General features: G+C 65.3%; 25 protein-coding genes. 14 read left to right on the forward strand and 11 right to left on the reverse strand.

Annotated elements, in window-relative coordinates; all coding sequences use genetic code 11:
- Positions 1 to 14: 14 nt before the first annotated feature.
- Positions 15 to 362 (reverse strand): iron donor protein CyaY, encoded by a 348-nt coding sequence (gene cyaY, locus RQP53_RS22925; protein WP_315653122.1) that lies wholly within the window; start codon positions 360 to 362, stop codon positions 15 to 17.
- A 58-nt stretch (positions 363 to 420) separates the two neighbouring features.
- Between cyaY and lptM the strand changes: the two genes are divergently transcribed.
- The gene (gene lptM / locus RQP53_RS24705; RefSeq protein ID WP_350340396.1) at positions 421 to 612 is read left to right on the forward strand and encodes an LPS translocon maturation chaperone LptM; all 192 of its coding nucleotides are present in this window, start codon (positions 421 to 423) and stop codon (positions 610 to 612) included.
- 17 nt (positions 613 to 629) lie between these two features.
- Here the strand turns inward: lptM and RQP53_RS22930 are convergent, their stop codons facing one another.
- The 8 genes from RQP53_RS22930 to RQP53_RS22965 all read right to left on the reverse strand — a co-directional run bounded on the left by RQP53_RS22930 (position 630) and on the right by RQP53_RS22965 (position 9,212).
- The gene (locus RQP53_RS22930) at positions 630 to 1,625 is read right to left on the reverse strand and encodes an ABC transporter ATP-binding protein (RefSeq protein ID WP_315653045.1); all 996 of its coding nucleotides are present in this window, start codon (positions 1,623 to 1,625) and stop codon (positions 630 to 632) included.
- Positions 1,622 to 2,599, reverse strand: coding sequence for an ABC transporter ATP-binding protein (locus tag RQP53_RS22935; RefSeq protein ID WP_315653046.1), 978 nt, complete (start codon positions 2,597 to 2,599; stop codon positions 1,622 to 1,624). The genes RQP53_RS22930 and RQP53_RS22935 overlap by 4 nt, the downstream gene beginning before the upstream one ends.
- A gap of 21 nt (positions 2,600 to 2,620) precedes the next feature.
- The gene (locus tag RQP53_RS22940; protein WP_315653047.1) at positions 2,621 to 3,565 is read right to left on the reverse strand and encodes an ABC transporter permease; all 945 of its coding nucleotides are present in this window, start codon (positions 3,563 to 3,565) and stop codon (positions 2,621 to 2,623) included.
- Positions 3,562 to 4,797 (reverse strand): M20 aminoacylase family protein, encoded by a 1,236-nt coding sequence (locus RQP53_RS22945; protein ID WP_315653048.1) that lies wholly within the window; start codon positions 4,795 to 4,797, stop codon positions 3,562 to 3,564. Before RQP53_RS22945 ends, RQP53_RS22940 begins: the two co-directional genes overlap by 4 nt.
- Position 4,798: 1 nt before the next feature.
- The gene (locus RQP53_RS22950; protein WP_315653049.1) at positions 4,799 to 5,782 is read right to left on the reverse strand and encodes an ABC transporter permease; all 984 of its coding nucleotides are present in this window, start codon (positions 5,780 to 5,782) and stop codon (positions 4,799 to 4,801) included.
- A 213-nt stretch (positions 5,783 to 5,995) separates the two neighbouring features.
- Positions 5,996 to 6,763 (reverse strand): DUF3047 domain-containing protein, encoded by a 768-nt coding sequence (locus RQP53_RS22955; RefSeq protein WP_315653050.1) that lies wholly within the window; start codon positions 6,761 to 6,763, stop codon positions 5,996 to 5,998.
- A 126-nt stretch (positions 6,764 to 6,889) separates the two neighbouring features.
- Positions 6,890 to 7,993 carry a porin gene (locus RQP53_RS22960; protein WP_315653051.1) on the reverse strand — a complete coding sequence of 368 codons (1,104 nt, stop codon included), beginning with the start codon at positions 7,991 to 7,993 and terminating at the stop codon, positions 6,890 to 6,892.
- A 211-nt stretch (positions 7,994 to 8,204) separates the two neighbouring features.
- Positions 8,205 to 9,212, reverse strand: a complete 1,008-nt coding sequence (locus RQP53_RS22965; RefSeq protein WP_315653052.1) for a porin — start codon at positions 9,210 to 9,212, stop codon at positions 8,205 to 8,207.
- A gap of 355 nt (positions 9,213 to 9,567) precedes the next feature.
- Here RQP53_RS22965 and coq7 point away from each other — a divergent pair, with 355 nt between their 5' ends.
- A complete protein-coding gene (gene coq7 / locus RQP53_RS22970; RefSeq protein WP_315653053.1) occupies positions 9,568 to 10,209 on the forward strand; it encodes a 2-polyprenyl-3-methyl-6-methoxy-1,4-benzoquinone monooxygenase in 642 nt (213 codons plus the stop codon).
- A gap of 62 nt (positions 10,210 to 10,271) precedes the next feature.
- On the opposite strand, the gene RQP53_RS22975 is transcribed toward coq7, so the two are convergent.
- Positions 10,272 to 10,694, reverse strand: a complete 423-nt coding sequence (locus RQP53_RS22975; RefSeq protein ID WP_315653054.1) for an OsmC family protein — start codon at positions 10,692 to 10,694, stop codon at positions 10,272 to 10,274.
- A 356-nt stretch (positions 10,695 to 11,050) separates the two neighbouring features.
- Here RQP53_RS22975 and ilvA point away from each other — a divergent pair, with 356 nt between their 5' ends.
- Together ilvA and RQP53_RS22985 are read left to right on the forward strand one after the other, a co-directional pair.
- The gene (ilvA, locus tag RQP53_RS22980; RefSeq protein ID WP_315653055.1) at positions 11,051 to 12,628 is read left to right on the forward strand and encodes a threonine ammonia-lyase, biosynthetic; all 1,578 of its coding nucleotides are present in this window, start codon (positions 11,051 to 11,053) and stop codon (positions 12,626 to 12,628) included.
- A gap of 104 nt (positions 12,629 to 12,732) precedes the next feature.
- Complete coding sequence (locus RQP53_RS22985) at positions 12,733 to 13,899, forward strand: nicotinate-nucleotide--dimethylbenzimidazole phosphoribosyltransferase (protein ID WP_315653056.1); 1,167 nt, start codon at positions 12,733 to 12,735, stop codon at positions 13,897 to 13,899.
- A gap of 54 nt (positions 13,900 to 13,953) precedes the next feature.
- Here RQP53_RS22985 and RQP53_RS22990 read toward each other — a convergent pair whose 3' ends face one another.
- Positions 13,954 to 14,553 carry a hypothetical protein gene (locus RQP53_RS22990; RefSeq protein ID WP_315653057.1) on the reverse strand — a complete coding sequence of 200 codons (600 nt, stop codon included), beginning with the start codon at positions 14,551 to 14,553 and terminating at the stop codon, positions 13,954 to 13,956.
- Between the two features lie 92 nt (positions 14,554 to 14,645).
- On the opposite strand from RQP53_RS22990, the gene gspG reads away from it, so the two are divergent.
- The 10 genes from gspG to gspE all read left to right on the forward strand — a co-directional run bounded on the left by gspG (position 14,646) and on the right by gspE (position 24,071).
- Entirely contained in the window at positions 14,646 to 15,083 is a 438-nt protein-coding gene (gspG, locus tag RQP53_RS22995) for a type II secretion system major pseudopilin GspG (RefSeq protein ID WP_315653058.1), read from the forward strand.
- Positions 15,010 to 15,543, forward strand: coding sequence for a prepilin-type N-terminal cleavage/methylation domain-containing protein (locus RQP53_RS23000; RefSeq protein ID WP_315653059.1), 534 nt, complete (start codon positions 15,010 to 15,012; stop codon positions 15,541 to 15,543). Before gspG ends, RQP53_RS23000 begins: the two co-directional genes overlap by 74 nt.
- Positions 15,543 to 15,917 (forward strand): type II secretion system minor pseudopilin GspI, encoded by a 375-nt coding sequence (gspI, locus tag RQP53_RS23005; protein ID WP_315653060.1) that lies wholly within the window; start codon positions 15,543 to 15,545, stop codon positions 15,915 to 15,917. The genes RQP53_RS23000 and gspI overlap by 1 nt, the downstream gene beginning before the upstream one ends.
- Complete coding sequence (locus RQP53_RS23010) at positions 15,917 to 16,678, forward strand: PulJ/GspJ family protein (protein ID WP_315653061.1); 762 nt, start codon at positions 15,917 to 15,919, stop codon at positions 16,676 to 16,678. The genes gspI and RQP53_RS23010 overlap by 1 nt, the downstream gene beginning before the upstream one ends.
- Entirely contained in the window at positions 16,675 to 17,613 is a 939-nt protein-coding gene (gspK, locus tag RQP53_RS23015) for a type II secretion system minor pseudopilin GspK (protein ID WP_315653062.1), read from the forward strand. The genes RQP53_RS23010 and gspK overlap by 4 nt, the downstream gene beginning before the upstream one ends.
- A gap of 105 nt (positions 17,614 to 17,718) precedes the next feature.
- The gene (gene gspL, locus RQP53_RS23020; RefSeq protein ID WP_315653063.1) at positions 17,719 to 18,978 is read left to right on the forward strand and encodes a type II secretion system protein GspL; all 1,260 of its coding nucleotides are present in this window, start codon (positions 17,719 to 17,721) and stop codon (positions 18,976 to 18,978) included.
- Positions 18,979 to 18,994: 16 nt separating this feature from the next.
- On the forward strand, positions 18,995 to 19,510 hold the full coding sequence (locus RQP53_RS23025) for a type II secretion system protein M (RefSeq protein ID WP_315653065.1): 516 nt from the start codon (positions 18,995 to 18,997) through the stop codon (positions 19,508 to 19,510).
- On the forward strand, positions 19,507 to 20,418 hold the full coding sequence (gene gspN / locus RQP53_RS23030) for a type II secretion system protein N (protein WP_315653066.1): 912 nt from the start codon (positions 19,507 to 19,509) through the stop codon (positions 20,416 to 20,418). The genes RQP53_RS23025 and gspN overlap by 4 nt, the downstream gene beginning before the upstream one ends.
- 2 nt (positions 20,419 to 20,420) lie before the next feature.
- Positions 20,421 to 22,628, forward strand: coding sequence for a type II secretion system secretin GspD (gene gspD, locus RQP53_RS23035; protein ID WP_315653067.1), 2,208 nt, complete (start codon positions 20,421 to 20,423; stop codon positions 22,626 to 22,628).
- Between the two features lie 3 nt (positions 22,629 to 22,631).
- A complete protein-coding gene (gene gspE / locus RQP53_RS23040; RefSeq protein ID WP_315653068.1) occupies positions 22,632 to 24,071 on the forward strand; it encodes a type II secretion system ATPase GspE in 1,440 nt (479 codons plus the stop codon).
- Positions 24,072 to 24,105 lie beyond the last annotated feature (34 nt).

Genomic DNA, 24,105 nt, shown 5'->3' on the forward strand with positions numbered 1-24,105 from the left:
GCCGTGAGCCGGCCTCAGGAAGCAGCGAGCGCCAAAGGCGGCAGTTGCAGGTTCTGGCGGGCCTGCGCCGTCAACTGTGCTGACAGCTCAGTGAGGAATTCGACACCGGTCTTGGTATCGCGCCACAGGCCGTCCACATAGCGGAAGTGGTAGCCACCAGCCTTGGCGGCCAGCCACAACTCCTGCAGCGGCGGCTGGGTGTTGAGGACAATCTTGCTGCGGTCCGGCAGACTCAGCTCCAGCAGGCCGCCGGTGCGGTGGCTGTCGATATCGACCAGATCCTGATCGAGCCAGGCATCCAGCGTGGCCTCGATATGGTCCAGCATCGCCCGGCTCAACCGTTGGTAATCGGCGTCCGACAAGGGCGTGGCGTCAGGGCAGGCAACAGGCGTGGCGGTCATGGCCGATAAACTCGCAGGAATGAAAACACAAAACCTGAGTGTAGGTTCCTCGCGTCTGACCGTAGCGCGCGCAGGGTCATGGGCACAGCGGCTGGCGCCACTGCTGCTGGGCGGCGCCTTGCTTGCCGGCTGCGGTCAAAAGGGGCCCTTGGTGCTGCCCAAGCCGGCCGCTGTCGCCCCGGCTGCCGCACCCGCCAGCGCTCCTCGCTGATCCCGTCGGGCAGCAGCTCAGCTGCGCCCCTCGCTGACCGCGTGGCAGGCCACCTGTATGCCCTTGAAGGCCTGCAGTGATGGGCGCTCGCGGCTGCAGCGCTCGTTGGCCAGCGGGCAGCGCGGGTGAAAGCTGCAGCCGCTGGGCGGATTCAGCGGGTTCGGCACCTCACCCTGCACCGGCGTCCGGGCGCGGCCCGTCATGTGGATGTCCGGAATCGCATCCAGCAACATCCGCGTGTAGGGATGGCGCGGCGCGCTGAAGAGCTCGGCCTTGTCGGCCAGCTCAACAATGCGACCCAGATACATGACGCCCACCTGGTCCGCCACATGGCGCACCACGGCCAGGTTGTGGGAGATGAACAGATAGGTCAGGCCGCGTTCGCGCTGCAGATCCTTCATCAGGTTCAAGACCTGGGCTTGCACCGAAACATCCAAGGCAGAAGTCGGCTCGTCGCAGATCAGGAACTCCGGCTGCGTCGCCAGCGCCCGGGCGATCGAAATCCGCTGCCTTTGCCCGCCGGAGAACTGGTGGGGATATTTCTCGCCATCGGCGGCAGCCAGGCCAACCGAGCGCAACAACTCGCCGACCCGCTGGGTCAATTCAGCGCCGCCTCGCACCAGCCCGTGTTCACGCAAGGGTTCGCCGACGATGTCGAGCACCTTCCAGCGCGGATTCAGCGAGGCATAGGGATCCTGAAAAATCATCTGCATGCGCCGCCGCAGTGCCGCGGCCTGCGGGCCGGCCCAGCCGGCCGCACAGTCCTGCCCCTCGAGCAAGACCTGACCCTCACTGGCGCCGTAAAGGCCCACCAGCAACCTTGCCACCGTGCTCTTGCCACAACCCGATTCGCCGACCAGGGCCAGCGTCTTGCCGCGCTCGATCGAGAAGCTGACGCCATCTACCGCATGAACAAACTGCCGCGGCCGGCGCTCCAGCACCCGGTTCAACCAGGGCGCCGAAACGTCGAAGCGCTTGCTCAGGTCCTTGACCTCGACAAAGCTGCCGCTCATGCACGCTGCTCCTGATTGACCAACCAGCAGGCCGCCTGGGTCGCTGCGGCCGCCATCAGCTCGGGCCGCTCGTTGCGGCAGCGCGGCAGCGCCTGCGGGCAGCGCGGGTGATAGCTGCAGCCCGGAGGAATGGCATTCAGGCGCGGCATCGCACCGTCAATCTGCGTCAAACGCTCGGCCTGCCCATCCATCGCCGGGATCGAACCCATCAGGCCTATCGTGTACGGATGGGCGGGGCGGTGGATCACTTGCTGCACCGGACCGATCTCCACCACGCGGCCGGCATACATCACCGCCACGCGATCGCATGTCTCGGCAATCACGCCCATATCGTGTGTCACCAGCATCACGGCGGCGCCCTGCTCCTTGCAGACCTGGCGCAGCAGGGCAATGATCTGCGCCTGGATGGACACATCCAGCGCCGTGGTCGGCTCGTCGGCAATGATCAGTTTGGGCTCGGCCGCCAGCGCCAGTGCAATCACCACCCGTTGGCGCATGCCGCCGGAGAACTGGTGCGGGTACTGATCGATACGCAACTCCGGCGCCGGGATGCCCGTCTTCTTCAGCAACTCGATCGCTCGCGCCCTGGCTTCGGCCGCATTCAGCGGCAGATGGGTCATGATGGTCTCAATCAGTTGCCGGCCGACGGTGTACAGCGGATTCAGGGAGGTCAGCGGATCCTGGAAGATCGCCCCGATGCTGCGCCCGCGCAGGCGGCGCATCTGCTCATAGGGCAGATCGTCGATACGCCGGCCCTCAAGCAGGATCTCGCCGGAGGCAATGCGCCCGGGTGGTTCCAACAGGCCGATGATGGCGGCACCGGTCAGCGACTTGCCAGCACCCGATTCACCAACAACGCCGAGGATCTCGCCCGGCTCGATCGAGAACGACACATCGTCCAGCGCGCGTAGCGTGCCGCGACGGGTGGGGAACTCCACGCACAGGTGGCGAACTTCAAGCAAGGATGCGCTCATGCGGCTCGCTAGCAAAGAGGGTCAGCGCAGGCGCGGGTTGAGCGCATCGCGCAACCAGTCGCCCAGCAGGTTCACGCTCAGTGCAATCAGCACCAGCATCAGGCCCGGCCAGATGGTGATCCACCACTCGCCAGAGAAAAGGAAATCATTGCCCACGCGGATCAGCGTACCCAGCGAGGGACTGGTCGGCGGCACACCCACGCCAAGAAAGGACAGCGTGGCCTCGGTGATGATGGCCGAAGCGACCTGAATCGTCGCCAGCACCAGCACCGGCCCCAACACATTGGGCAGCACATGCTTGCGCATGATGCGCACCGGCGCGACACCGATCACCCGCGCCGCCTGCACATATTCCTTGTTGCGTTCAACCAGGGTTGAGCCCCGCACCGTGCGCGCGTACTGCACCCAACCGGTCAGCGAGATCGCCAGGATCAGCACCAGAAAGGCGAGCGACTCGTGCGCATTCGGAAACATGGCCCGCCCGACGCCATCGATCAGCAGCGCCACCAGAATCGAAGGGAAGGACAGCATCACATCGCAGATGCGCATGATGAAACCGTCGACACGCCCGCCAACAAAGCCGGCCAGCAGGCCCAGGGTCACACCGATCAGCATCGACAGCAGCACCGAGGCCAAGCCGACGAACAAGGAAATTCGCGCGCCATAGAACAGCGCCGACAACAGATCGCGCCCCTGGTCATCGGTGCCAAGCAGGTACTTGCCCGAGCCGCCATCTATCCAGCTGGGCGGCAGCCGCGCGTCCATCAGATCCAGCGTGGCCAAGTCAAAGGGGTTGTGCGGCGCCAATCGCTCGGCAAAGACTGCACAGATCAAGCAGCTCAGTGCGATCAGCGCAGCGACGATGGCGACCGGCGAGCGCCTGAAGGAGTACCAGACATCGCTGTCCAGCCAGCGGCTGAGCCATGAGGGGCGCGGCGCGGCCGCGGCGGTTTGAGGATCGGTCATGGCGTAGCGATGGATGGTTCGGGGGCAGCCAGCGGCAGGCCTTGTTCAATCAGCGAGGCGAACAGCGCGGCGCCCAGCGGCAGCACATCGTCGTTGAAGTCGTAATGTGGGTTATGCAAGCCAGCCTGGCAGCGCTCGCTGCGCTGCCCCAGCCGCAGATAGGCGCCTGGCTTGACCTGCAACATATAGGAGAAATCCTCTGAGCCCATGCTGGGCGGCAGATCACGGATCAGCCGGTCTGGCCCGACCAGCGATTCGGCGACCTGCATCGCAAACCGCGCCTCGGCGGCGGAGTTGATCGTCGCTGGATAGCTGCGCTGATAGTCGACCCGGGCTTCGGCCCCAAAGCCGGACGCGACGCCTTGCACCAGCGCCTCCAACCGCTGCTCGATCAGTTGCTGCACCTCGGGCTTGAAGCTGCGCACCGTGCCGATCAAGCGGGCTTCATCGGGAATCACACTGAAGGCATTCAGATCGCCAGCCTGCATCGCGCACAGGCTGACGACCGCCTGATCGATCGGCGCCACATTGCGCGAGACCAGGCTTTGTACCGCCGTGATGATGTGGGCCGCCACCAGCACCGGATCAACGCTCAGATGTGGATGCGCACCATGCCCACCGCGACCGCGTATGACGATTTCGACCTTGTCCGAGGCCGCCATCATCGCGCCCTCGTTGAGCCCGATGGTGCCGGCAGGCAGATGCGGCCAGTTGTGCATCGCGTAGACCGACTCGACCGGAAAGCGCTCGAACAAGCCGTCGGCAATCATCTCGCGCGCGCCGGCATAACCCTCCTCCCCGGGCTGGAAGATGAGCACGGCGCTGCCGTCGAAATTGCGCGTCTCGGCCAGATAGCGCGCCGCGCCAAGCAGCATGGCCGTGTGGCCATCATGGCCGCAGGCGTGCATGCGTCCCGGCGTGGCCGAACGCCAGGGCAAGTCGCTGGCTTCCTGCAGTGGCAGTGCGTCGATATCGGCCCGCAGCCCGAGCAGCCGGCCGCTGGAGCGCCGGCGGCCATGGATCAAGGCGACCAGGCCGGTGCGACCGATCCCGACGTGCACTTCATCGACACCGATCACACGCAGCGCCTGCTCGATCCGTGCGGACGTCTTGTGCTCCTGAAAGCCAAGCTCCGGCATCGCATGCAACTCACGACGCAAAGCTGTCAGCTCACCATGCCATGCGCCCAGACGCCGATAGACCTCCGCGTCGATCGCCAATGCCTCACCCATCTCAGTGCCCCCCGGCCCGACCATCGATGCGCAAACGAGGATCAACGGCAAAGTACAGCAGATCGACCAGCAGATTGATGGTGACGAAGATGAGCGAGATCAAGCAGAGATAGGCGGCCATCACCGGGATGTCGGCGAACTGCACGGCCTGAATGAATAGCAGACCCATGCCTGGCCACTGGAAAACCGTCTCGGTGATGATGGCAAAGGCGATCAGCGAGCCGAGTTGCAGACCGGCGATGGTGATCACCGGCACCAGCGTATTGCGCAGCGCATGGCCGAAGTAAACACTGCGATTGCTCAAGCCACGGGCGCGGGCGAACTTGATGTAGTCGCTGCGCAGCACCTCCAGCATCTCCGATCGCACCAGACGCATGATCAGCGTCAGCTGGAAAACCGACAGCGTGAACGCCGGCAGGATCAGGTGGCGCAGGCCATCGACGCTCAGCAGCCCGGTCGTCCAGGCGCCCAACTGCGTCACATCACCACGGCCATAGCTGGGCAGCCAGTGCAGCGTCACCGCAAACAGCATGATGGAAAGAATACCGATCAGAAAAGGTGGCAGCGACACGCCCAGCAACGACAGCGCCATCAGCGCTTGCGCCAGCCACTTGCCACGGCGCAGCGCGGTGTAAACGCCCAGACTCAGGCCGAGACTCAAGGCCAGCACGGCCGCCGCCACTGACAATTCCATCGTCGCTGGAAATCGCTCTGCAATCAGCGCCGAAACCTTGCGTCCCTGCTTCAGACTGAGGCCGAATTCGCCCTGCAGTGCATTGCCAGCGAAGCGAAGAAACTGCGTCGCCACCGACGCGTCCAATCCCAGGTCGTGGCGCAGCGCTGCGCGCTGCTCGGGCGTCGCATCCTGCCCCAGCAGATTGACGACCGGATCTCCGACGTACTGAAACAGCATGAAGGAGATGAAGGCCACGCTGCACATGACCAACAGTGCCTGGAGCAGACGCCTGACGACAAAAACTAGCATGAGTCCTTTGACTACCCTGACACCCGAGTCCTCGGGCCAAAATCATTGGCAAATGCCATCCCAGCCGCTGGGCGATGTACGCCACGTCAATAACGAGCGCGCAAACGTTGCGCAACGGCCCGCGGATCATCACCGATCGATGAAGCTGCGGCAAAGGGGAAAGCCCGTAACGCCTGTCGCAGCCGGGCGCCTAGCGCGCCGTTGCGGGGAGACTCAAAAGCGCAGGCTACCCGCGAGGCTTTGGGCCTCCGCCGCTGCGTCTAGAAATAGCACATCGCCATAACAGGCCTGTGCCCTGCCACGGATGTTGTCAGCATCGGTCATCAATGCCATGCCGATCAGGGTGCCGGGGGCTTCACCAAAAGCAAGGCGGAAGTCCGCCGCTACATCGCGACGAAAATGCTGCCATCCAGGCTTATCCGGCCGACCGGAGCCCATCACGATCTGCCGGACGCGATCAGTGTGGGCATTGATAATCAGTGTGCCCGGCGCAGCTCTCATGTCCCACACATACATCAGCGTTGCATAGGGCGGCGCCTCACCCGTGACTGCTCGAGCCAATTCAAACATCATCCGGTTGCGCAGTGACAAGGACGAGTCGTCGCCGTCGAAGGCCAGCACCAATCGCGCGGCTGCATCATCAGCACCTTCGGTGGGTCGATGACTACCGGCCTCGAAGCGCTCAATCCACCAGTGGAATTCGACGGCACTGAGGCGCTCCCGCTGTACATGCATCGGCCGCCGTAGCAGGCTCGCAGACGCGTCGGCCTGTGCCAACACACAGGGCCGCCCGGCACGCTCGCTCAATGAATAGCGCGTCGGCGCCTTGCCAGGCAACTCCCGCGGCGACCAATCTTGCAAAACGCCATTCAGCGCCGCACTTGGACTGGTTTCATGCCGCGTCGGCGCAACGGAGCAGGCCTGCAGCACACCGAAGACGGCAAGCAGGGCAAAGAAGTGAATCGGTCGCAACTCAAACACAATGCCGACAGCTTAGATGCTGCGAGCAAAACGCATCTGTACTTGTTGGCAAACAAGCCAAAAAAAGCAACAGGCCCCTCGCGGGGCCTGTGCGGCTGAACTGTTCAGGTTGGCAATGGCGTCCGTTTAGAAGCGGTGACGCAGGCCGACCATAAACCCGCTGCGTGACGACGCGCCGTTGGAGAAAGCGAGATTGCCCTTGATCTTCGAGTGATCGAACTCAGCATACGCATCGGTACGCTTGGAAAAGGCGTAGTCCGCGACGAAGGCGAACAGATCGGCACTGCCATCCATCGTCGACAGCAGGCCAGCCTGCTTCGCATGCCAGTACTGGGCGCCCAGATTCCACTCTGTCGTCAGCTGATAGGTGCCGCCAAAGGAATACATGGTGCGATCCTTGGCCAGCACTGCAGCCGGGCCACCCGCTGCTGCAGGATTGCTCGGTGCCGCCAGCGGCGAGATGCCCGCCAGCAGGCCGGCATTCAAGGTGCTGTTGAAACCAGTGTCAATCGAGTTCTTGGCCCAGCCCGCATTCAGGTACAGCGGGCCATCGGTATAACCGACGCCGAGCAACGATGCCGTCACCGACTTGCCAGCGGCATCGTCCAGCTTCTGGATAGCGCCAACCACGGCCAATGGACCGGTCGCGTAGCGCAGCAGGCCGCCGACAGTCTTGCCATTGGTGGTCGCAGCGGTCACGCCCTCGCCTGCGCTCACCTGCAACTCCAGGCGCAGCCCTTCCCATTCAGCCATGTACTTCACCATATTGTCTTGGCGAGAGCCCAAGGACATGCCCAACTCGGGCTTGAATGCATCGATATAGGTCGAGTACTTGAACGAAGCGAAGGTCGACGTGTAGGCGTCAAACAGAATGTTGTACTGGCGGCCGATCGTGATGCGACCGAAATCAGTCGACTGCAAGCCTACCCAGGCCTGCCGCCAGAAGTCCGGATTGCCGGCCGCGGCACCGGTGTCAGAATTGATCCGGGTCTCCAGATTGACCAGGGTGCGCATGCCACCGCCGAGATCCTCGTTGACATTGATGCCAAGGCGACTCTGCGACATGCCACCGCCAACAACTTGGACGAGTCGCGATGACTTGTCTGCACCGTTGTTGGTGGTGTAGCGCACACCACCATCAACAATGCCGTACATCTGCACGGAAGACTGCGCCATCGCGGACAAACTGCTGGCCGCCAAAACGCTGAGAACAAGGCAACTCTTTTTCATCTATGTCTCCTGCTGGAATTAAAAACATCGCATGGGATCGCAGTCCATTGTGAAGTTGGGCGCTTAGCGCGCCAACATCCTGTTGCAGCAATCCAACGGCAATAAACCCTGTCTCTGAAGCGACATTTGAATTCTTCAGACGAAAAAAAGCCGCCTTTCGGCGGCTGATGAGCTAACGACGCATCTGCATGCGTCGCCTGTCTCATTAGCATCAGAAGCTGTGCTTGATGCCCACGTCGAAGCCACGCGAGGTGCCGCCAGCTGCAGCGGTGTTCTTGTCGCCACCGACCGTGAAGGCAGCGGTGCCGCTGTTCTTGATCTGCGAGAAGGTCGAGTACAGCGACGTGCGCTTGGACAACGGATAGTTGTAGCCGATTGCGAACAACTTGGCATCGCCGACACCCTTCAGCTTTTCGGCATCGGTATTGGCGTTGGCATTGGCGTACGAGACCAGCAGCGAACCTGGGCCGACTGGGGCCACAGCACCGATTTGCACGATGGACTGCTTGTTGGCGCCGAACTTGGTTTCGCTCAGGGCCAGCGAGGCGCGAACGACGCCAAAGTCGTAGGAGCCAGCGATGGTCCACAGCTTGTACTTGTCGTTCTTGGCATCGGTCTGGCCATAGGAGCCGGCCACGTGCAGAGCGCCGTCCTTGTAACCCAGGCGGCCAGCCATCGTCTTGGTGCCATCAACAGCCTCACCCAGCGCGACGTCAGCAGAACCGTAGACACCACCCAGATTGCCAGGCAGCACATACGCCACTTGGTTGTCCGAGCGGTTGATCACCGAGACAGCGCCCAGGCCAGAATAAACCTTAGCCACATCGCCAAGACCGGTGGTCGAGAACGGGTCGAAGTCATCGATCACCAGACGGTGCGAAGTCTTGTGGCGACCCAAGCGGATTTCGCCGAATTCGCCGGCCAGGCTGACGGTGGCGCGACGACCCCAGAAGGCACCATCGACCGTGCCAGTATCGGCAGCCAACGGGCTTTCCAGCCAGAAACTGGCCTTCAGGCCATCACCCAGGTCTTCGACACCGCGCACGCCCAGACGGCTGGCAGTGTTGCCGTCCGAACCGACACGATTGATGGTGCCCGCAGCGCCCTTGACTTGGCGGAAGTTGACGTCGACCACGCCGAACAGGGTGACGGACGATTGAGCAGCGGCAACGCCAGCCAGCGAACTCAGCACGGCCAGGGCAACGAACGATTTCTTCATCAGAAACTCCAGGTTTTATCTAGGTTATGGCCGCAGTTCACGGCGCGCGGGGGGCAAGTGCCCAGCCCCATTCAGGAAGCTGGCCGTATTGCACCAGAGCTTCCACGGGAAAACCAGAACACATTTGTGAAACAAGGGCCTTCGTTGTCGAGGGACAACGTGCTAGGAGGCTCACAAAATTGTCATATTCTCCTGCGACCACCGACTATCTGTGCCCAATTCTTCAGGAATCCCAGCGGTGCGCGTTAATTGACCCAAATTGGCACAACTCAAGGCCACTGCATCGAACTGCGACAATCGCAAACCTGCCACCGTTGCCCGGTTTCTGCCGTTCCTCCAACATCAGCCGATTGCCATGCACCCCACCCATGCACACAGCCCGATGGATCGATTGATCGGCGTGCTCGATGCCGGGCTGCGCACCGTCTTCGCTCGACCCAAAGCCAGTCGAGCGAACCCGGCCACCGGCATGGCGGCGGAGCTGGGCAAGCAGGAAAAGCAGCTTTCGGCTGCGCTGATGCGTGTCAACCACGTGGGCGAGATCTGCGCCCAGGCGCTCTACCAATCGCAGGCGCTGTTCAGTCGCCAGCCAGCGCTTCAGGCCCACTTTGAGCAAGCTGCCAAGGATGAGCTCGACCATCTGGCCTGGACCCAGCAACGCCTGGATGAACTTGGCAGCCACGCCAGCCACCTCGCACCGCTGTGGTACGGCGGCGCCTTTGCGATTGGTGCCTTGGCTGGCTTGGCCGGCGACCGCTGGAGCCTGGGTTTTGTGGTTGAAACCGAACGCCAGGTCGAGGCACACCTGGCCAGCCACCTGGACCGCCTGCCCGCTGCGGACCTATCCTCCCGCGCCATCGTCAACCAGATGAGACTCGAGGAAGCCGAGCACGCCGCCGAGGCCGAACAGTCCGGCGCTGCAGCCTTGCCAGCGCCTGTGCCACAGCTGATGCGAGCCGCTGCGCGGGTCATGACTAGCGTGGCTCACTACGTCTGAGGCACCCACCGGTGGCAAAGGGCGCAAATTGGCGCAAATTGGCGCCAACTGGGCCCCCGAGCTCACAACTCGATCAGTTCAACCGAGGTCGTCATCTCCGCCGTCTTGCCCAGCATGATGCTGGCCGAGCAGTATTTCTCGTGCGACAGCGCCACCGCCCGCTCGACCACCGCCTGACTCAAGCCCCGACCGCTGACGACGAAGTGCATATGGATCTTGGTGAACACCTTGGGGTCGGTATCCGCACGCTCGGCCTGCAGTTTGACCTGGCAGCCCTGCACATCGTGGCGGCCGCGCTTCAGGATCAGCACCACGTCATAGGCGGTGCAGCCGCCGGTACCGGCCAGCACCGTTTCCATCGGCCGCGGCGCCAAGTTGCGCCCTCCGCCGTCCGGGGCGCCGTCCATATTCAGCATGTGCCCGCTACCGGTTTCGGCGATGAAACTCATGCCTTGCTGGCCCATCCAATTGATCGTGCATTCCATCGCTGCCGCCTTTTCGCTTCTGCCCGTGTTTGATTCGTCGCTCATTAAGCCTGGATTCGGCTCAAGGCAACTCGACCTGTTGGCTGCGCACTCGTTCACATCCTAGAGTCGCGCCACCAAAACCAGAACAATACCAATATTGCAGCGCAGCATGGCGGCCCGGTACAATGGGCCTACGCGCTGAAGCATTGTTCCAGCGCACCAATTGTCTCCTCCACCGTCCCCGGTGGATTCAGCCCAGGATCGCAAGGCCCTGGGCTTTTTTTCGTCCCGGGCTTGGCCTCAGACGCCCGAAGCCGCCCTGAAGCGCTGGCATATGATGCAGCGCAGCAACCCCACAGCCCGGAGACGTCCTGATGCCTGGTTCCGTTCGATCGCGCCGCAAGTCCGCCCCTGTCAGCAGCCAAACGGCGTTGATTCCCAGCGACAACAGCTATCTGCAGCGCATTCTGAACGCCAAGGTATATGACATTGCGATCGAGACCTCGCTCGATTCCGCGCGCAATCTGAGCAAGCGCCTGGGCAACAAGATCCTGCTCAAGCGTGAGGATCAGCAGCCGGTCTTCAGCTTCAAGCTGCGCGGCGCCTACAACAAGATGGCGCATCTGAGCGCCGAGCAACTGGCGCGCGGCGTTATCTGCGCTTCGGCCGGAAACCATGCGCAGGGCGTGGCGATGTCAGCCAAGCGGCTGGGCTGCCGGGCGGTCATCGTGATGCCGGTGACGACGCCCAGCGTCAAGGTCAGCGCCGTACAAGGCCTGGGTGGCGAAGTCGTGTTGCATGGCGACAGCTATTCAGACGCTTACGGCCGTGCCATCGAACTTGAGCGCGAGCAGGGCCTGACCTTCGTTCACCCCTTCGACGATCCCGACGTGATTGCCGGCCAGGGCACCATTGCGATGGAAATCCTGCGCCAGCATCAAGGGCCGCTGGACGCGATCTTCGTCGCCATCGGCGGCGGCGGGCTGATCTCGGGCGTGGCCGCCTACATCAAGGCGGTGCGGCCAGAGATCAAGGTGATCGGCGTGCAGACGCGCGACTCGGATGCCATGGTGCGCTCGGTCAAGGCCGGCAAGCGGGTCACCTTGAATGACGTCGGCCTGTTCTCGGACGGCACGGCGGTCAAACTGGTCGGCGAGGAAACCTTCCGCATCGCCCGGGCGCTGGTCGACGACTATGTGGTGGTCGACACCGACGCTGTCTGCGCCGCCATCAAGGATGTTTTTGAAGACACCCGCAGCATTCTTGAGCCGGCTGGTGCGCTGGGCGTTGCTGCGGTCAAGCAATATGTGGCCGAGAAGGGCTGCAAGGGCCAGACCTTTGCCGCCATCACCTGCGGCGCCAATATGAACTTCGACCGGCTGCGCTTTGTCGCCGAGCGGGCCGAGGTCGGCGAACAGCGCGAAGCCGTGTTTGGCGTCACCATCCCCGAGGAGAGAGGCAGTTTCAAGCGCTTCTGCGAGCTGATCGGGCCGCGCAGTGTCACCGAGTTCAACTACCGGATCTCCGATTCGGCCCAGGCCCATGTCTTCGTCGGCGTTGGCACGCCCAAGCGCGAGGATGCGCAAAAGCTCGCCCGGCAGTTTGCCAAGCATGGCTTCCCGGCCGTGGATCTGACCGACGACGAGTTGGCCAAGCAGCATGTGCGGCATATGGTGGGTGGCCGCTCCGAGCTGGCGCGCGATGAGCGGCTGTTCCGCTTCATCTTCCCCGAGCGGCCCGGCGCGCTGATGCGCTTTCTCTCCAGCATGAACCCTGAGTGGAACATCAGCCTGTTCCACTACCGCAATCAGGGCGCCGACTACGGCCGCATCCTGGTCGGCCTGCAGGTGCCGCGCAAGGACAACGCCGCCTTCAAGCGTTTCCTGGATTCGCTGAACTACCCCTGCGTCGAAGAGACCGACAACCCGGCCTACCGGATGTTCCTGCGCTGAAGGCAGGCGCCGGGCTGCGCGGCAGAGGGAAAGAACTAGCCCGAAGCCCGGCGCTTCGGACGACAATGTCGGCTTGCCCGTTTTCCCTGGCCTGATGCCACGCAATGTCCATCCACCAGTCGCTGATCTCGCCTACCGCCAATGCTGAACTCGGCCGGGCCCTGCGCGAGCGCGTGCAGCGCCGGGCGGCATTGGCCGGCGGCTTGGGTGAGCTGGAGAGCCTGGCGGCACGCCTGGGCCTGATCCAGAACACGCTGACACCGCGTTTCCGCGACCCCGCCCTGCTGCTGTTCGCCGCCGACCACGGACTGGCGACCGACCGCGTGCCCCTGCTCTGGGGCCGCAGCACACGCGACCATGCGCTGCTCGCGCTGCAGAACCGACTGCCGGTGGCCGTGTTCGCGCGTCAACAGGGATTGCAGCTGACTCTGGTCGACTGCGGCATCGCCGAACCGCTGGATCCCCACCCCAAGCTGCTGGCGCGCAAGATTGCCCATGGCACGCGCAATGCCCGCAAGGCCCCGGCGATGACGCTGGAGCAGGCCCATGCCGGCGTGCGCGTGGGCATGGAAATCGCCGACAGCATGACGGGCAATGTGCTGGCCTGCGCCGGCTTGGGCCATGGCTCGCATGAGAGTGCGGCGCTGGTGCTGTCCAAGCTTTCAGATCGGCCGGTGCAGGACTTCATCATTTCCGGTGGCGATATGCGCCAGGATGCGCTCGAACATCTGCTGGCTGTGCTGGGTGCCGCGCTGACACGGCATCAGGATGCCAACGACCCGATGGAAGTGCTCGCTGCCTTGGGCGGCCATGAGATTTCAGTGATGGTGGGCGCCATGCTGGTCGCGGCCAGCAAACGCAATCTGATCATTGTGGATGGCTTGAGTGCCTGTGCGGCACTGAAGGTCGCGGCGATGATTGCAGCGCCAGTCACCGACTACGCGGTGTTCTGCCGCAGCCATACCCACCGGGGGCTGGACGAAGCCTTGACACTCTTCCATGCCGCCGCGCTGCTGGAACTCGGCATGGACAGTGCCGACGGCACCGGTGCCACCCTGGCCTGGCCGCTGATCCGAACCGCCGGCGCCATGCTGACCGAAGTCCAGGACAGCGCTGATGCCGAAGCTGCCACCGCAACAGCTGCCGCCCAGCCACCACTGCCCAACTCACGGCCGGGCCGCCTTCATAGCGGACCGGGCTTGCTGGTCGATACCGCCAACGGAGCGACTGCCAGCCAGGTCGGCCTGGTGAGCCGCGACCAAGGACTCTGAGCGAAGCGTGCTCGCGGAACCCGCCGCGCCTTGTCCCGCGGCCTGCTCAGGCGACTACTGCCGCTGAGGAACGCCGTTAGCGCCGCCCATGGGCGGCAGATTGGTGGGCGCGACCTGTCCGGGCATCGGTGCTTGCGGATTCACCACCGCCATCGGCGCGAAACCTTGGCCCGGCTGTATGCCCGGCGCGGGCGCAGCGATCGGCAGACTGCCCGTCGCAGGAGCGGCTGCAGGCGCCAGCTTCAGCTCGAACTGCGCCTGGTTGTCGCCACCCAGCATGGCGGTGTCGGCACGCAAGGCCAAGAGACGCACATCGGCATCGACCAGTGCGCCGACCCGAACCGTTCGCGGCGCACCACCATCGATCGCGATCAGGGCCACGCCCTCGTCCTCATGCCCACGTCCGCCCATCTTCGGCGCCACCAGGCCGACCAGGCGGAAGCGGCTCTCGGCCGGCGTGGCGGCCGCTTCGGGCACGCCGACAGGCGCAGCGCCGAACAGCCGACTCAGGTCGCCGCGCGTGGCCGCACGGTCGCTGGCGGGCAGCGTGGACGCCGGCGATGCCAGCGGCGTGGCCGCCAATTTGAGCAGCCAATATCCGCCGGCAAACGCCAGCAGACCCCAGACAACAAAAGCCATGATTCGGGCAAGCATGAGACGATTATGATTCAAGCTTGCAGTGCTGCCCGCCGCGGCCCAGTTTTGCCGACGCGCGACAAGAGCAAGTTCATCAACTGGTCCGTCCTATGACTCTACTCAAGACGCGCCGTGCCCACCGCGGTGCCGGCTTTACCCTCATCGAGCTGCTGGTGGTGCTGGTCATCATCGGCGTGCTGGGCGCGCTGATCGTGCCGAATCTGCTTGAGCGTGCCAACGACGCCCGCGTCACCGCCGCCCGCACCGACGTCAATGCGCTGATGCAGGCCCTGAAGCTGTACAAGCTCGACAACCAGCGCTACCCCAGCGCCGAGCAGGGACTGGAAGCCCTGGTTCGCAAACCGACCAATGGCACCGTGCCAAGCAACTGGCGCCCCTATCTGGACAAGCTGCCCAATGACCCCTGGGGTCATCCCTATCAGTACGCCAATCCCGGCGTGAAGGGCGAGATCGATGTCTACAGCCTGGGCGCCGATGGCCGCGCCGGCGGCGAAGGCAACGACGCTGACATTGGCTCCTGGCAATAAGCCGCTGCGGCGCCCGCTGGCGCAGCGCGGCTTCACGCTGATCGAGTTGCTGGTCGTGGTGGCGCTGATCGCCATCGCCACCGCCACCATCAGCCTGTCGCTGCGCGACCCGGCCGCGGCCCAGCTTGAACGCGAGGCGGAACGCCTGGCCGCGCTGCTTGAGACGGCGCGTGCCGAGGCGCGCGTGGCCGGTGTGCCGGTCAGCTGGGCGCCGCTGCCTGCCGAGGCCGATGGCGCACAGTTCCGTTTCCAGGGCCTGCCGCCGCGCGTCCAGCTGCCCAATCGCTGGCTGGGCGAGCCGCCCGGCGTTGACATGGCGGGCGCCAAGCAACTGCGTCTGGGCCCGGAGCCGATGGTCGGTGCGCAACGTGTGACCCTGCACATGGGCAGTCAGCGCATTGCCATCGTGACCGATGGATTAGGCCCCTTCGAAGTCAGCCACGATGAGGAGGGCGGCTGATGCGCGCGGCCTCATTCCCACACAGCACCGGCTTCACGCTGATCGAGGTGCTGGTGGCCTTGTCCATCGTTGCGATCACGCTGGCGGCAGGCGTCAAGGCCGCCGGAACGCTGACGGACAACGCCGCGCGCCTGGCCCAGATGAGCCAGGCCCAATGGTGCGCAGAGAACCAGCTGGCCGAGCTGCGCCTGTCGCGCCAGTTCCCCAGCGTCGGCGATACCGACTTCGAATGCCAGCAACTCGGCCGCAGCTACCGCGGCCGGCTGCTGGTGCGGCCGACGCCGAATCCGAACTTTCGCCGCGTCGATGCGGCCATCGCCGATGCCGGCGGCCAGTCCTTGTTGGCCATCTCCACCATCGTGGGGCAGTTCTGATGCGCGCACGCGGCTTCACCCTGGTTGAAGTGCTGGTCGCGCTGGTCGTGATGAGTGTCATGGCGATGATGGCCTGGCGCGGCATCGACGCCATCGTCCGCTCGCGCGACATCTCGCAGGCCAATCTGGAAAAGACAGCGCGGCTGCAGACGGTGCTGGCCCAGTGGGAGCAGGATCTGCTGCAGGTCCAGGACAGCAAGGTTGTCAATGCGCTGAGTTTTGATGGCGCCACGCTGCGGCTGACCCGGCGCCAGCCGGAAGGCCTGCAGGTCGTCGCCTGGACCGTGCGCAATGGCGCCCTCTACCGTTGGGCCGCGGCGCCGGCGGTGGACACCGCCGCATTGAACAGCGCCTACGAGCGCAGCCAGCAGGCGCTGGCGCTGGACAGCAAGGCGCAGCTGCGTGCCCTCGATGGCATCACCGGCTGGCAACTGTATTTCTACCGCGGCAACAGCTGGACCAACGCACAGTCCAGCGGTGACGACGAGACCCAATCGCAGAGTGGTTCGCAAGGTGGCAACGGCACCACAAATCCGCCCAAGCCCAATGGCAACGAGGACAACAAAACCGTTACCGACGGCAACAACGGCAAGAACAGCGGCGGCACGGGCAGCAACAACCCCAATGCCCCGAACGGCAATGCCAACCCGCCGCCGCAGAAGCGCCTGCCCACCGGCGTGCGCATGGTGCTGCAGTTCGCGCCCGGCAGCGGCCTGGAGGGCCAGCTGACGCGCCAGATCGCGCTGGGGCCGCAGTCATGAGCTGCGCCCGCAAGCAGGCTGGCGCCGCGCTGCTGACGGCGATGATCATCGTCACGCTGGTCAGCAGCCTGGCCGCGGCCATGGTCTGGCGACAGTACCGGGCGGTACAGATCGAGGCGGCCGAGCGCGCCAGGGCTCAAGCCAGCTGGATCCTGCTCGGCGCGCTGGACTGGGCGCGGATGATTCTGCGCGAGGACGCCCGCGCCAATCGCAACGAGCCGGTCGACCACCTGGGCGAGGTCTGGGCCGTGCCGCTGGCCGAGGCGCGGCTGTCGACCTTTCTGGCCGCCGACAAGGACAATGCCGACGACGGCCCCGAGGCCTTTCTGTCCGGTACGCTGCAGGACGCCCAGGCCTTTTACAACCTGCGCAATCTGCTCGGTGGCGAGAAACTGCCGCCGGCCGAGTTGCTCACGTTGCAACGGCTCTGCGAAAGCGCCGGTCTGTCGCCCGACGCCGCGCTGCAACTGGCCAACAAATTGCGCGCCGCCTTTGCGCCGACCGAGGGTGGCAACGCGGCACTGCAGCCGCGCACCGTTGACCAATTGGCCTGGCTGGGCCTGAGCGCCGAAGCGATCGCCAAGCTCAAGCCGCTGGTCATCCTGCTGCCCGAGCCGACGCCGGTCAATCTGAATACCGCCCCCCGCCAGGTCATCGCCGCCCTGTTCGAGGGCATGGATCTCGCCTCGGCCGAACGCCTGGTCCAGGCCCGCGCGAACCAACCACTGCGCAAGATCGACGACCTCAAGACCTATGCGCCCAATGTGCAGGTGAATTCCGAGCGCGCCTCCGTGGCCTCATCGTTTTTCATCGTCGATGGCCGACTGCGGCTCGAAGAGCGCGTGCTGGAAGAGCGTTCACTGGTGCAAAGGCGCAATCTGGAGATGCTGGTGCTGTCCAGGGAGCGTGTAAACCTTGTATTGCCGCCCCGCTAGCGCGGCGAGAATGCGCCCTGCCATGCCCACCACCATGCCGAGACCGACCGCCGTCGCCCCAACACCGTCTGCCGCGCGCCGCGCTGGTGGCCCTTGCCTGTTCTCATGAGCACGACACTGCTTCTGTTATTGCCCGCCCGCCCGCGTCTGCGCAGCCACGGCCGTGGCGCCGAGGCGCCAGCGCGCAGCGAGGCGCCCGAGTACGACTACATCGTCAGCACCGATGGTGAGCACATCAGCGCGCAGGGCCGTGCCACCGCCAGCGAGCTGCCCAGCGCCGACCAGATCATCGCCGTGCCCGCCGAGTCTGACCTCAGCTGGCACCGGGTGACGCTGCCGCGAGCCGGACGCCAGCGCCTGCGCGCTGCGCTGGCCGGCATGCTGGAAGAAACGCTGCTTGACGATCCGGAAAGCCTGCACTTCGCCGTCGAGCCCGAGGCCAGCGGTGGCGACGAGGCTTGGGTCTGCGCCGTGCACAAGGCCTGGGTGCTCGATCAACTGAGTCAGCTCGACCAGGCGCAGGTCTTTGTCGACCGGCTGAGCCCGGCGGCCTGGCCGGAACAACCGCCCTGTGGCCATTTCTATGCTGACGGTGTTGGCGATGGTGACGAGCCGGCCGGCATCGGCCTGCGCTGGAGCCACCCGGAAGGCGCGGCCAGCCTGTGCATCGATGGCGGCCTGACCCGCAAACTGTTCCCGCCCACCCTGGTGCAAGCCTCCCGCTGGACGGCAACGCCCGCCGCCGCCGCTGCCGCCGAGCGCTGGCTAGGCACGGCGGTGCAGGTACAAAGCCCTGAACAGCGTGCCCTGCGCGCCGCCCGGAGCCCCTGGAATCTGCGCCAGTTCGAGCTGGCACCGCGCACCCGTGGCATTCGCGCGCTGCGGCTGTTCTGGCGCGGCCTGATGGCCAAGCCCTGGCGCCCGGTGCGCTGGGGTGTCGGCGCCTTGATCGTGCTGCAACTGCTGGCGCTGAATATCGCCGCCTTTCAGCAGCGCCGCGAACTGCAGGCCAAGCGCGATGCGCTGAGCCAGATCCTGACGGCGACATTCCCGAAGGTCCGCGCCGTTCTGGACGCACCGCTACAAATGCGCCGCGAGATTGAGCAGTTGCGCGCTGCCGCCGGCCGCGCCGGTGACGACGACCTCGAGGCCTTGCTCAGCGCCGCGGCGACCGCCTGGCCGGCCGATCGCGGCCCGGTCGAAGCCCTGAGTTTTGAGCCTGGGCGCCTGAGTCTGGCCGCCAATGGCTGGAATGACAATCAGATTCAGCAGCTGCGCAGTCTGCTGCAAAGCGAAGGCTGGCAGCTCGAGCAGGGTGAGGGCAAGCTGACGCTGAGCCGCGCCAAGCCCGCCGCCGGCCGCTGATCGCAAGAGAATGCACATGAGTCTCCCCTCTGACAAACCCGACCGCTGGCAAGCTCTGGCGGAACCGTTGAAGACCCATTGGCAGGGCCTGGGCGCCCGCGAACGCCTGGGCCTGCAGGCCGCTGGCGCCGCGCTGGCGTTGCTGCTGGTCTGGAACATCGGCGTGCGGCCGGCCTGGCGCACGCTCAGCGAGGGCCCGGCGCAGCTGGCCAGCGCGGATACCGAACTGCAGCAAATGCAGGCGCTGGCGCTGGAGGCCCGCGAGCTGCGCGAAGCACCGCCGGTGGCTCCCGCCCAGGCGCTGCAGGCGCTGAAGTCCTCCAGCGAATTCCTCGGCAGCAAGGCCAGGCTGAGCATCACCGGTGATCGCGCCGTCGTCAGCTTCAACGGCGTCAGTACCGAGGCCTTGCAAAACTGGCTTGGCGAGGTGCGCAGCGCCGCCCGTGCCCGCCCGATAGAAGCCCAGCTGCAACGCGGACCGCAAGGCTTCAACGGCACCGTGACCTTGGCACTGGGAGTGGCCGCACCATGATCAGCAGCAGCTCGCGCTGGCCGCGTCTGGGCGGCAAGAAGAAGAATTCGCTTGCCGCCGCCGCCCACAAGCCCTGGACCGACACCGTGTTGGAAGACCGCCCCAAACGCAGCGGCATCAGCCCGGGACTGCGCTGGAGCGTTGCCGGTGCGCTGCTTGGCGCCCTGCTGGCCCTGCTCTGCTTCGCACCGGCCGCCTGGCTGGCCCGTGGCTTGGCCAGCGCCAGCGCTGAACACCTGTTGCTGACCGATACCCGCGGCAGCATCTGGGCCGGCTCCGGCGTGCTGGTGCTGACCGGTGGCGCTGGCAGCCGGGACGCCAGCGCCCTGCCCGGCCGCGTCGAATGGACCATGGGCCTGCGCGGGACCTCGTTGCTGCTGCGTGCACGCCAGGCCTGCTGCCTCAACGGCGAGCTGCAGCTGCAAATCAAACCTGGCCTGGGCAAGCTGGAGATCGAGCTGCCGGCCGCCGGTGACTGGCTGGCACGCTTGCCCGCCGCCTGGCTGTCCGGCCTGGGCACGCCTTGGAACACCTTGCAGCTGGAAGGCTCGGTGCGCCTGAGTGCGCGCCAGTTTAAGCTCGATTGGGTGCAGGGCCGCTGGGCCATGCTGGGCCAGCTGGACCTGGATTTCATCAACCTGAGCTCGCGGGTCTCCACGCTCGCACCTTTGGGCAGTTACCGCCTCAGTGTCAGCGCCGATGCGCAAAACGTCGGCCAGACCCGGCTGATGCTCAGCACGCTGGACGGCGCGCTGATCCTCAGCGGCCAGGGCACGGCCGGTGGCGCCGCACGCGCCCGCTTCAACGGCGAGGCCCAGGCCGCGCCGGGCCGCGAAGCCGCACTGAACAATCTCCTGAACATCATCGGACGCCGCCAGGGCGCGCGCTCCGTTATCACGATCGGATGAGCATGAACCACCGCCCCCGCCTGACCCTGCTGGTGCTGGCCTTGAGCGCCGGCAGCCTGATGGCCCAAGTCCCTAGCGCTCCCGTTGAAACAGCCCGCCCAAGCAACAAGGGCCGCGGCCCGGCGCTGAAGGCCCGCACCCCGGTGACCTTGAATTTCGTCAATGCCGATATCGAGGCCGTCAGCCGCGCCATCGGCGTGATGCTGGACCGCCAATTCGTCATCGATCCGCGCGTCAAGGGCGTGATCACCGTCTACAGCGAGCAGCCGGTGTCGGTGCACGAGGCCTATCTGAACTACCTGGCCGCCTTGCGTGGCCTGGGCTTCACGGTGGTTGAGTCGGGCGGCCTGTACAAGGTCGTGCCCGAGGCCGATGCCAAGCTTCAGTCGAGCACCGTGTCGGTGGGCGGCACGCCCCAGCACGGCGACCAGGTGCTGACGCAGATCTACAAGCTCAACCACGAGAACGCCAACAACCTGGTGGCCGTGCTGCGCCCCTTGATCAGCCCGAACAACACCATCAATGCCAACCCGGGCAATAACAGCCTGGTGATCACTGACTACGCCGACAACCTGGCCCGACTGGGCCGCATCATCGCGGCGATGGACACGCCGTCCAGCACCGATCTGGAAGTCGTGCCGCTGAAGCATGCGGTGGCCTCGGACATTGCCGCGCTGGTGCAGAAGCTCAGCGACGGCGCTGCCGCGGTGCCCGGCGGCGTGCCCGGCCAGGGCGGTGGCCTGACGGTGCTGGCCGATCCGCGCAGCAATGCGCTGATCCTGCGCGCGCCCAATCCGGCCAAGCTGGCTTCGGTGCGCTCGATGATCGAGAAGCTCGACGTGCCGGTGGACGGTGCGGCGACCGGCAATATCCGCGTCGTCTACCTGAAGAACGCAGATGCGGCGAAGCTGGCCACGGTGCTGCGCTCGGCGTTCAGTGGCGTGGGCAATGCGGGCGGCGGTGCCAGCAGCAGCGGTAGCAACCCGAGCAGTTCGCTGGGTAGCAGCCTGAACAATCAGCAGCTCAGCGGTTCGCAGCAGGGCGGTATCCAGGGCAATAGCAGTGGCACGCAAAGCACGGCGGCAACAACGCCGGTCAGCGCTTCGCCCAGCCCGTCGACCGGCGGCTTTGTGCAGGCCGACCCTTCGACCAACTCGCTGATCATCACCGCGCCCGAGCCGCTGTACCGCCAGATCCGCGCCGTCATCGATCAGCTCGATGGCCGCCGCGCGCAGATCTACGTTGAGTCGATGATCGTCAAGGTCGACGCCTCGAAGTCGGCCCAGTTCGGCGTGCAATGGCAGAACCTGTTCGGCAGCAAGGGCGACAGCACCATCACCGGCGCTGGCACCAATTTCGGTAGCGGCAGTGCCAACATCATCACTGACACGATCGCCATCGCCCAAGGCAAGGCCGCGGCCGGCGCACAATTGGCCTCCAACCCCGCGCCCGGCGGATTGAACATCGGCCTGATCAAGAAATTTGGCGATTTCTACACCCTCGGCGCCATCGCCAACTTCCTCGAAACCGAGGCCGGCGGCAATGTGCTGTCGACACCGAATCTGGTCGCCTTGGACAACGAGGAAGCCAAGATCGTCGTCGGCTCCAACGTGCCCTTTGTGACCGGCACCTATACCAACACCGGCGGCACCGGCAGCAACGCCAACCCGTTCCAGACGATTGACCGCAAGGACGTCGGCCTGACGCTACGCATCCGCAGCCAGATCGGCGAGGGCGGCACAGTGCGGATGACTGTGTTCCATGAGAACTCTTCCGTCACCTCGACCAGCGCCACCAGCGGCCCGACCACCGACAAGAGCTCGATCGAGACCACCGTCAGCGTCGACGACGGCCAGATCATGGTGCTGGGCGGCCTGCTGAAGGACGACTTCAGCGACGACGAGAGCCGCGTGCCGCTGCTGGGCGACATCCCCGTGGTCGGCAATCTGTTCAAGAGCGCCAAGCGTGAGCGCAAGAAGACAAATCTGCTGGTCTTCTTGCGCCCGGTGGTGCTGCGCACCCAGTCGGCCGCCGATGCGCTGACGCTGGACCGCTACGAGTCGATCCGCGCCAAGCAGGAGCAGGTGCAGTCGACGCCCAAGGCCGTCCTGCCCAATACCGGCGCGCCGCTGCTGCCGCCACTGCCGATCAAGCCGGCCACCGACAAGCCCGTTGACAAGGCCGCCGGCGACGCCGCGCCCAAGCCCTGAGCCATGGCCAGCCGTCACCCCCTGCCCTACGCCTTCGCCCGCGCCAACACGGTGCTGCTGGAGGACAACGGCCAGCAGCTGGTGCTGTGGGCCTCGCCCGAGGTCGATCTGTCGACGCTGTCCGAAGTGCAGCGGCTCTACCAGGTCGACCGCTTCGAAGCCCAGGCCGCCGAGCTGCTTGCCGAGCGCATCAACAGCGCCTATGCCGGCAGCGAATCGAGCGCCGCCACCGTCGTTGGTGAGGTCGAGAGCGCCGTCGATCTGAGCCGCATGATGCAGGACCTGCCCGCGGTGGAAGATCTGCTCGAAGCGGCCAACGACGCGCCCATCATCCGCATGCTCAATGCGCTGCTGACGCAGGCCGCCAAGGATGGCGCCAGCGACATCCACATCGAGCCCTACGAGCGTGCCAGCTCGGTGCGCTTCCGGGTCGACGGCACGCTGCGCGAAGTCGTGCAGCCCAACCGCGGCCTGCATGCGGCACTGATCTCGCGGCTGAAGATCATGGCCGAGCTGGACATCGCCGAGAAGCGCCTGCCGCAGGACGGCCGCATCTCGCTGCGCATCGGCGGCCGCGCCATCGATGTGCGCGTCTCCACGCTGCCCTCGGCCCATGGCGAACGCGCCGTGCTGCGCCTCTTGGACAAGACCGAGTCCAAGTTCACGCTGGAAGGCCTGGGCATGGACGGTGATGTGCTGAGCGCCTTCAAGCGTCAGGTGCAGCAGCCGCACGGCATCGTGCTGGTCACCGGCCCGACCGGCTCCGGCAAGACGACCACGCTCTACGCCTCGCTGCAGACGGTGGACACCAGCACCACCAATGTGCTGACGGTGGAAGACCCGATCGAATACGAGCTGCCTGGCATCGGCCAGACCCAGGTCAATGCCAAGATCGACCTGACCTTCGCCAAGGCCTTGCGCGCCATCCTGCGCCAGGACCCGGACGTCATCATGATCGGCGAAATCCGCGATTTCGAAACCGCGCAGATCGCCATCCAGGCCTCGCTTACCGGCCACTTGGTGCTGGCCACGCTGCACACCAATGATGCGCCCAGCGCGGTCACCCGGCTGACCGATATGGGCGTCGAGCCCTTCCTGCTCAGCTCCAGCCTGCTCGGCGTGCTGGCCCAGCGCCTGGTGCGCAAGCTCTGCCCGGCGTGCAAGAAGCCGGAATCGCCGCCGTCTGCCGATGGCGTCGTGCGCTACCACCCGGTCGGTTGCCCCGAATGCAGCCACAGCGGCTACAAGGGCCGCACCGGCGTCTATGAGCTGATGGTCGCCGACGACAAGGTGCGCCATCTGATACACAACCGTGCCGCCGAGGCCGAGCTCTACGAGGCCGCCCGCGCCGGCGGCCTGCGCTCGATGCGCGAGGATGGCGAGCGCCTGGTGACGCTTGGCATCACCTCGGCCGAAGAAGTCATTCGCGTCACCCGCGAATGAGCCTCGCCCGCCTGACACCGCCACGCCCGCGCTG

The sequence above is a fragment of the Roseateles aquae genome (genome assembly GCF_032337115.1).
GTDB lineage: Bacteria > Pseudomonadota > Gammaproteobacteria > Burkholderiales > Burkholderiaceae_C > Roseateles_C > Roseateles_C aquae.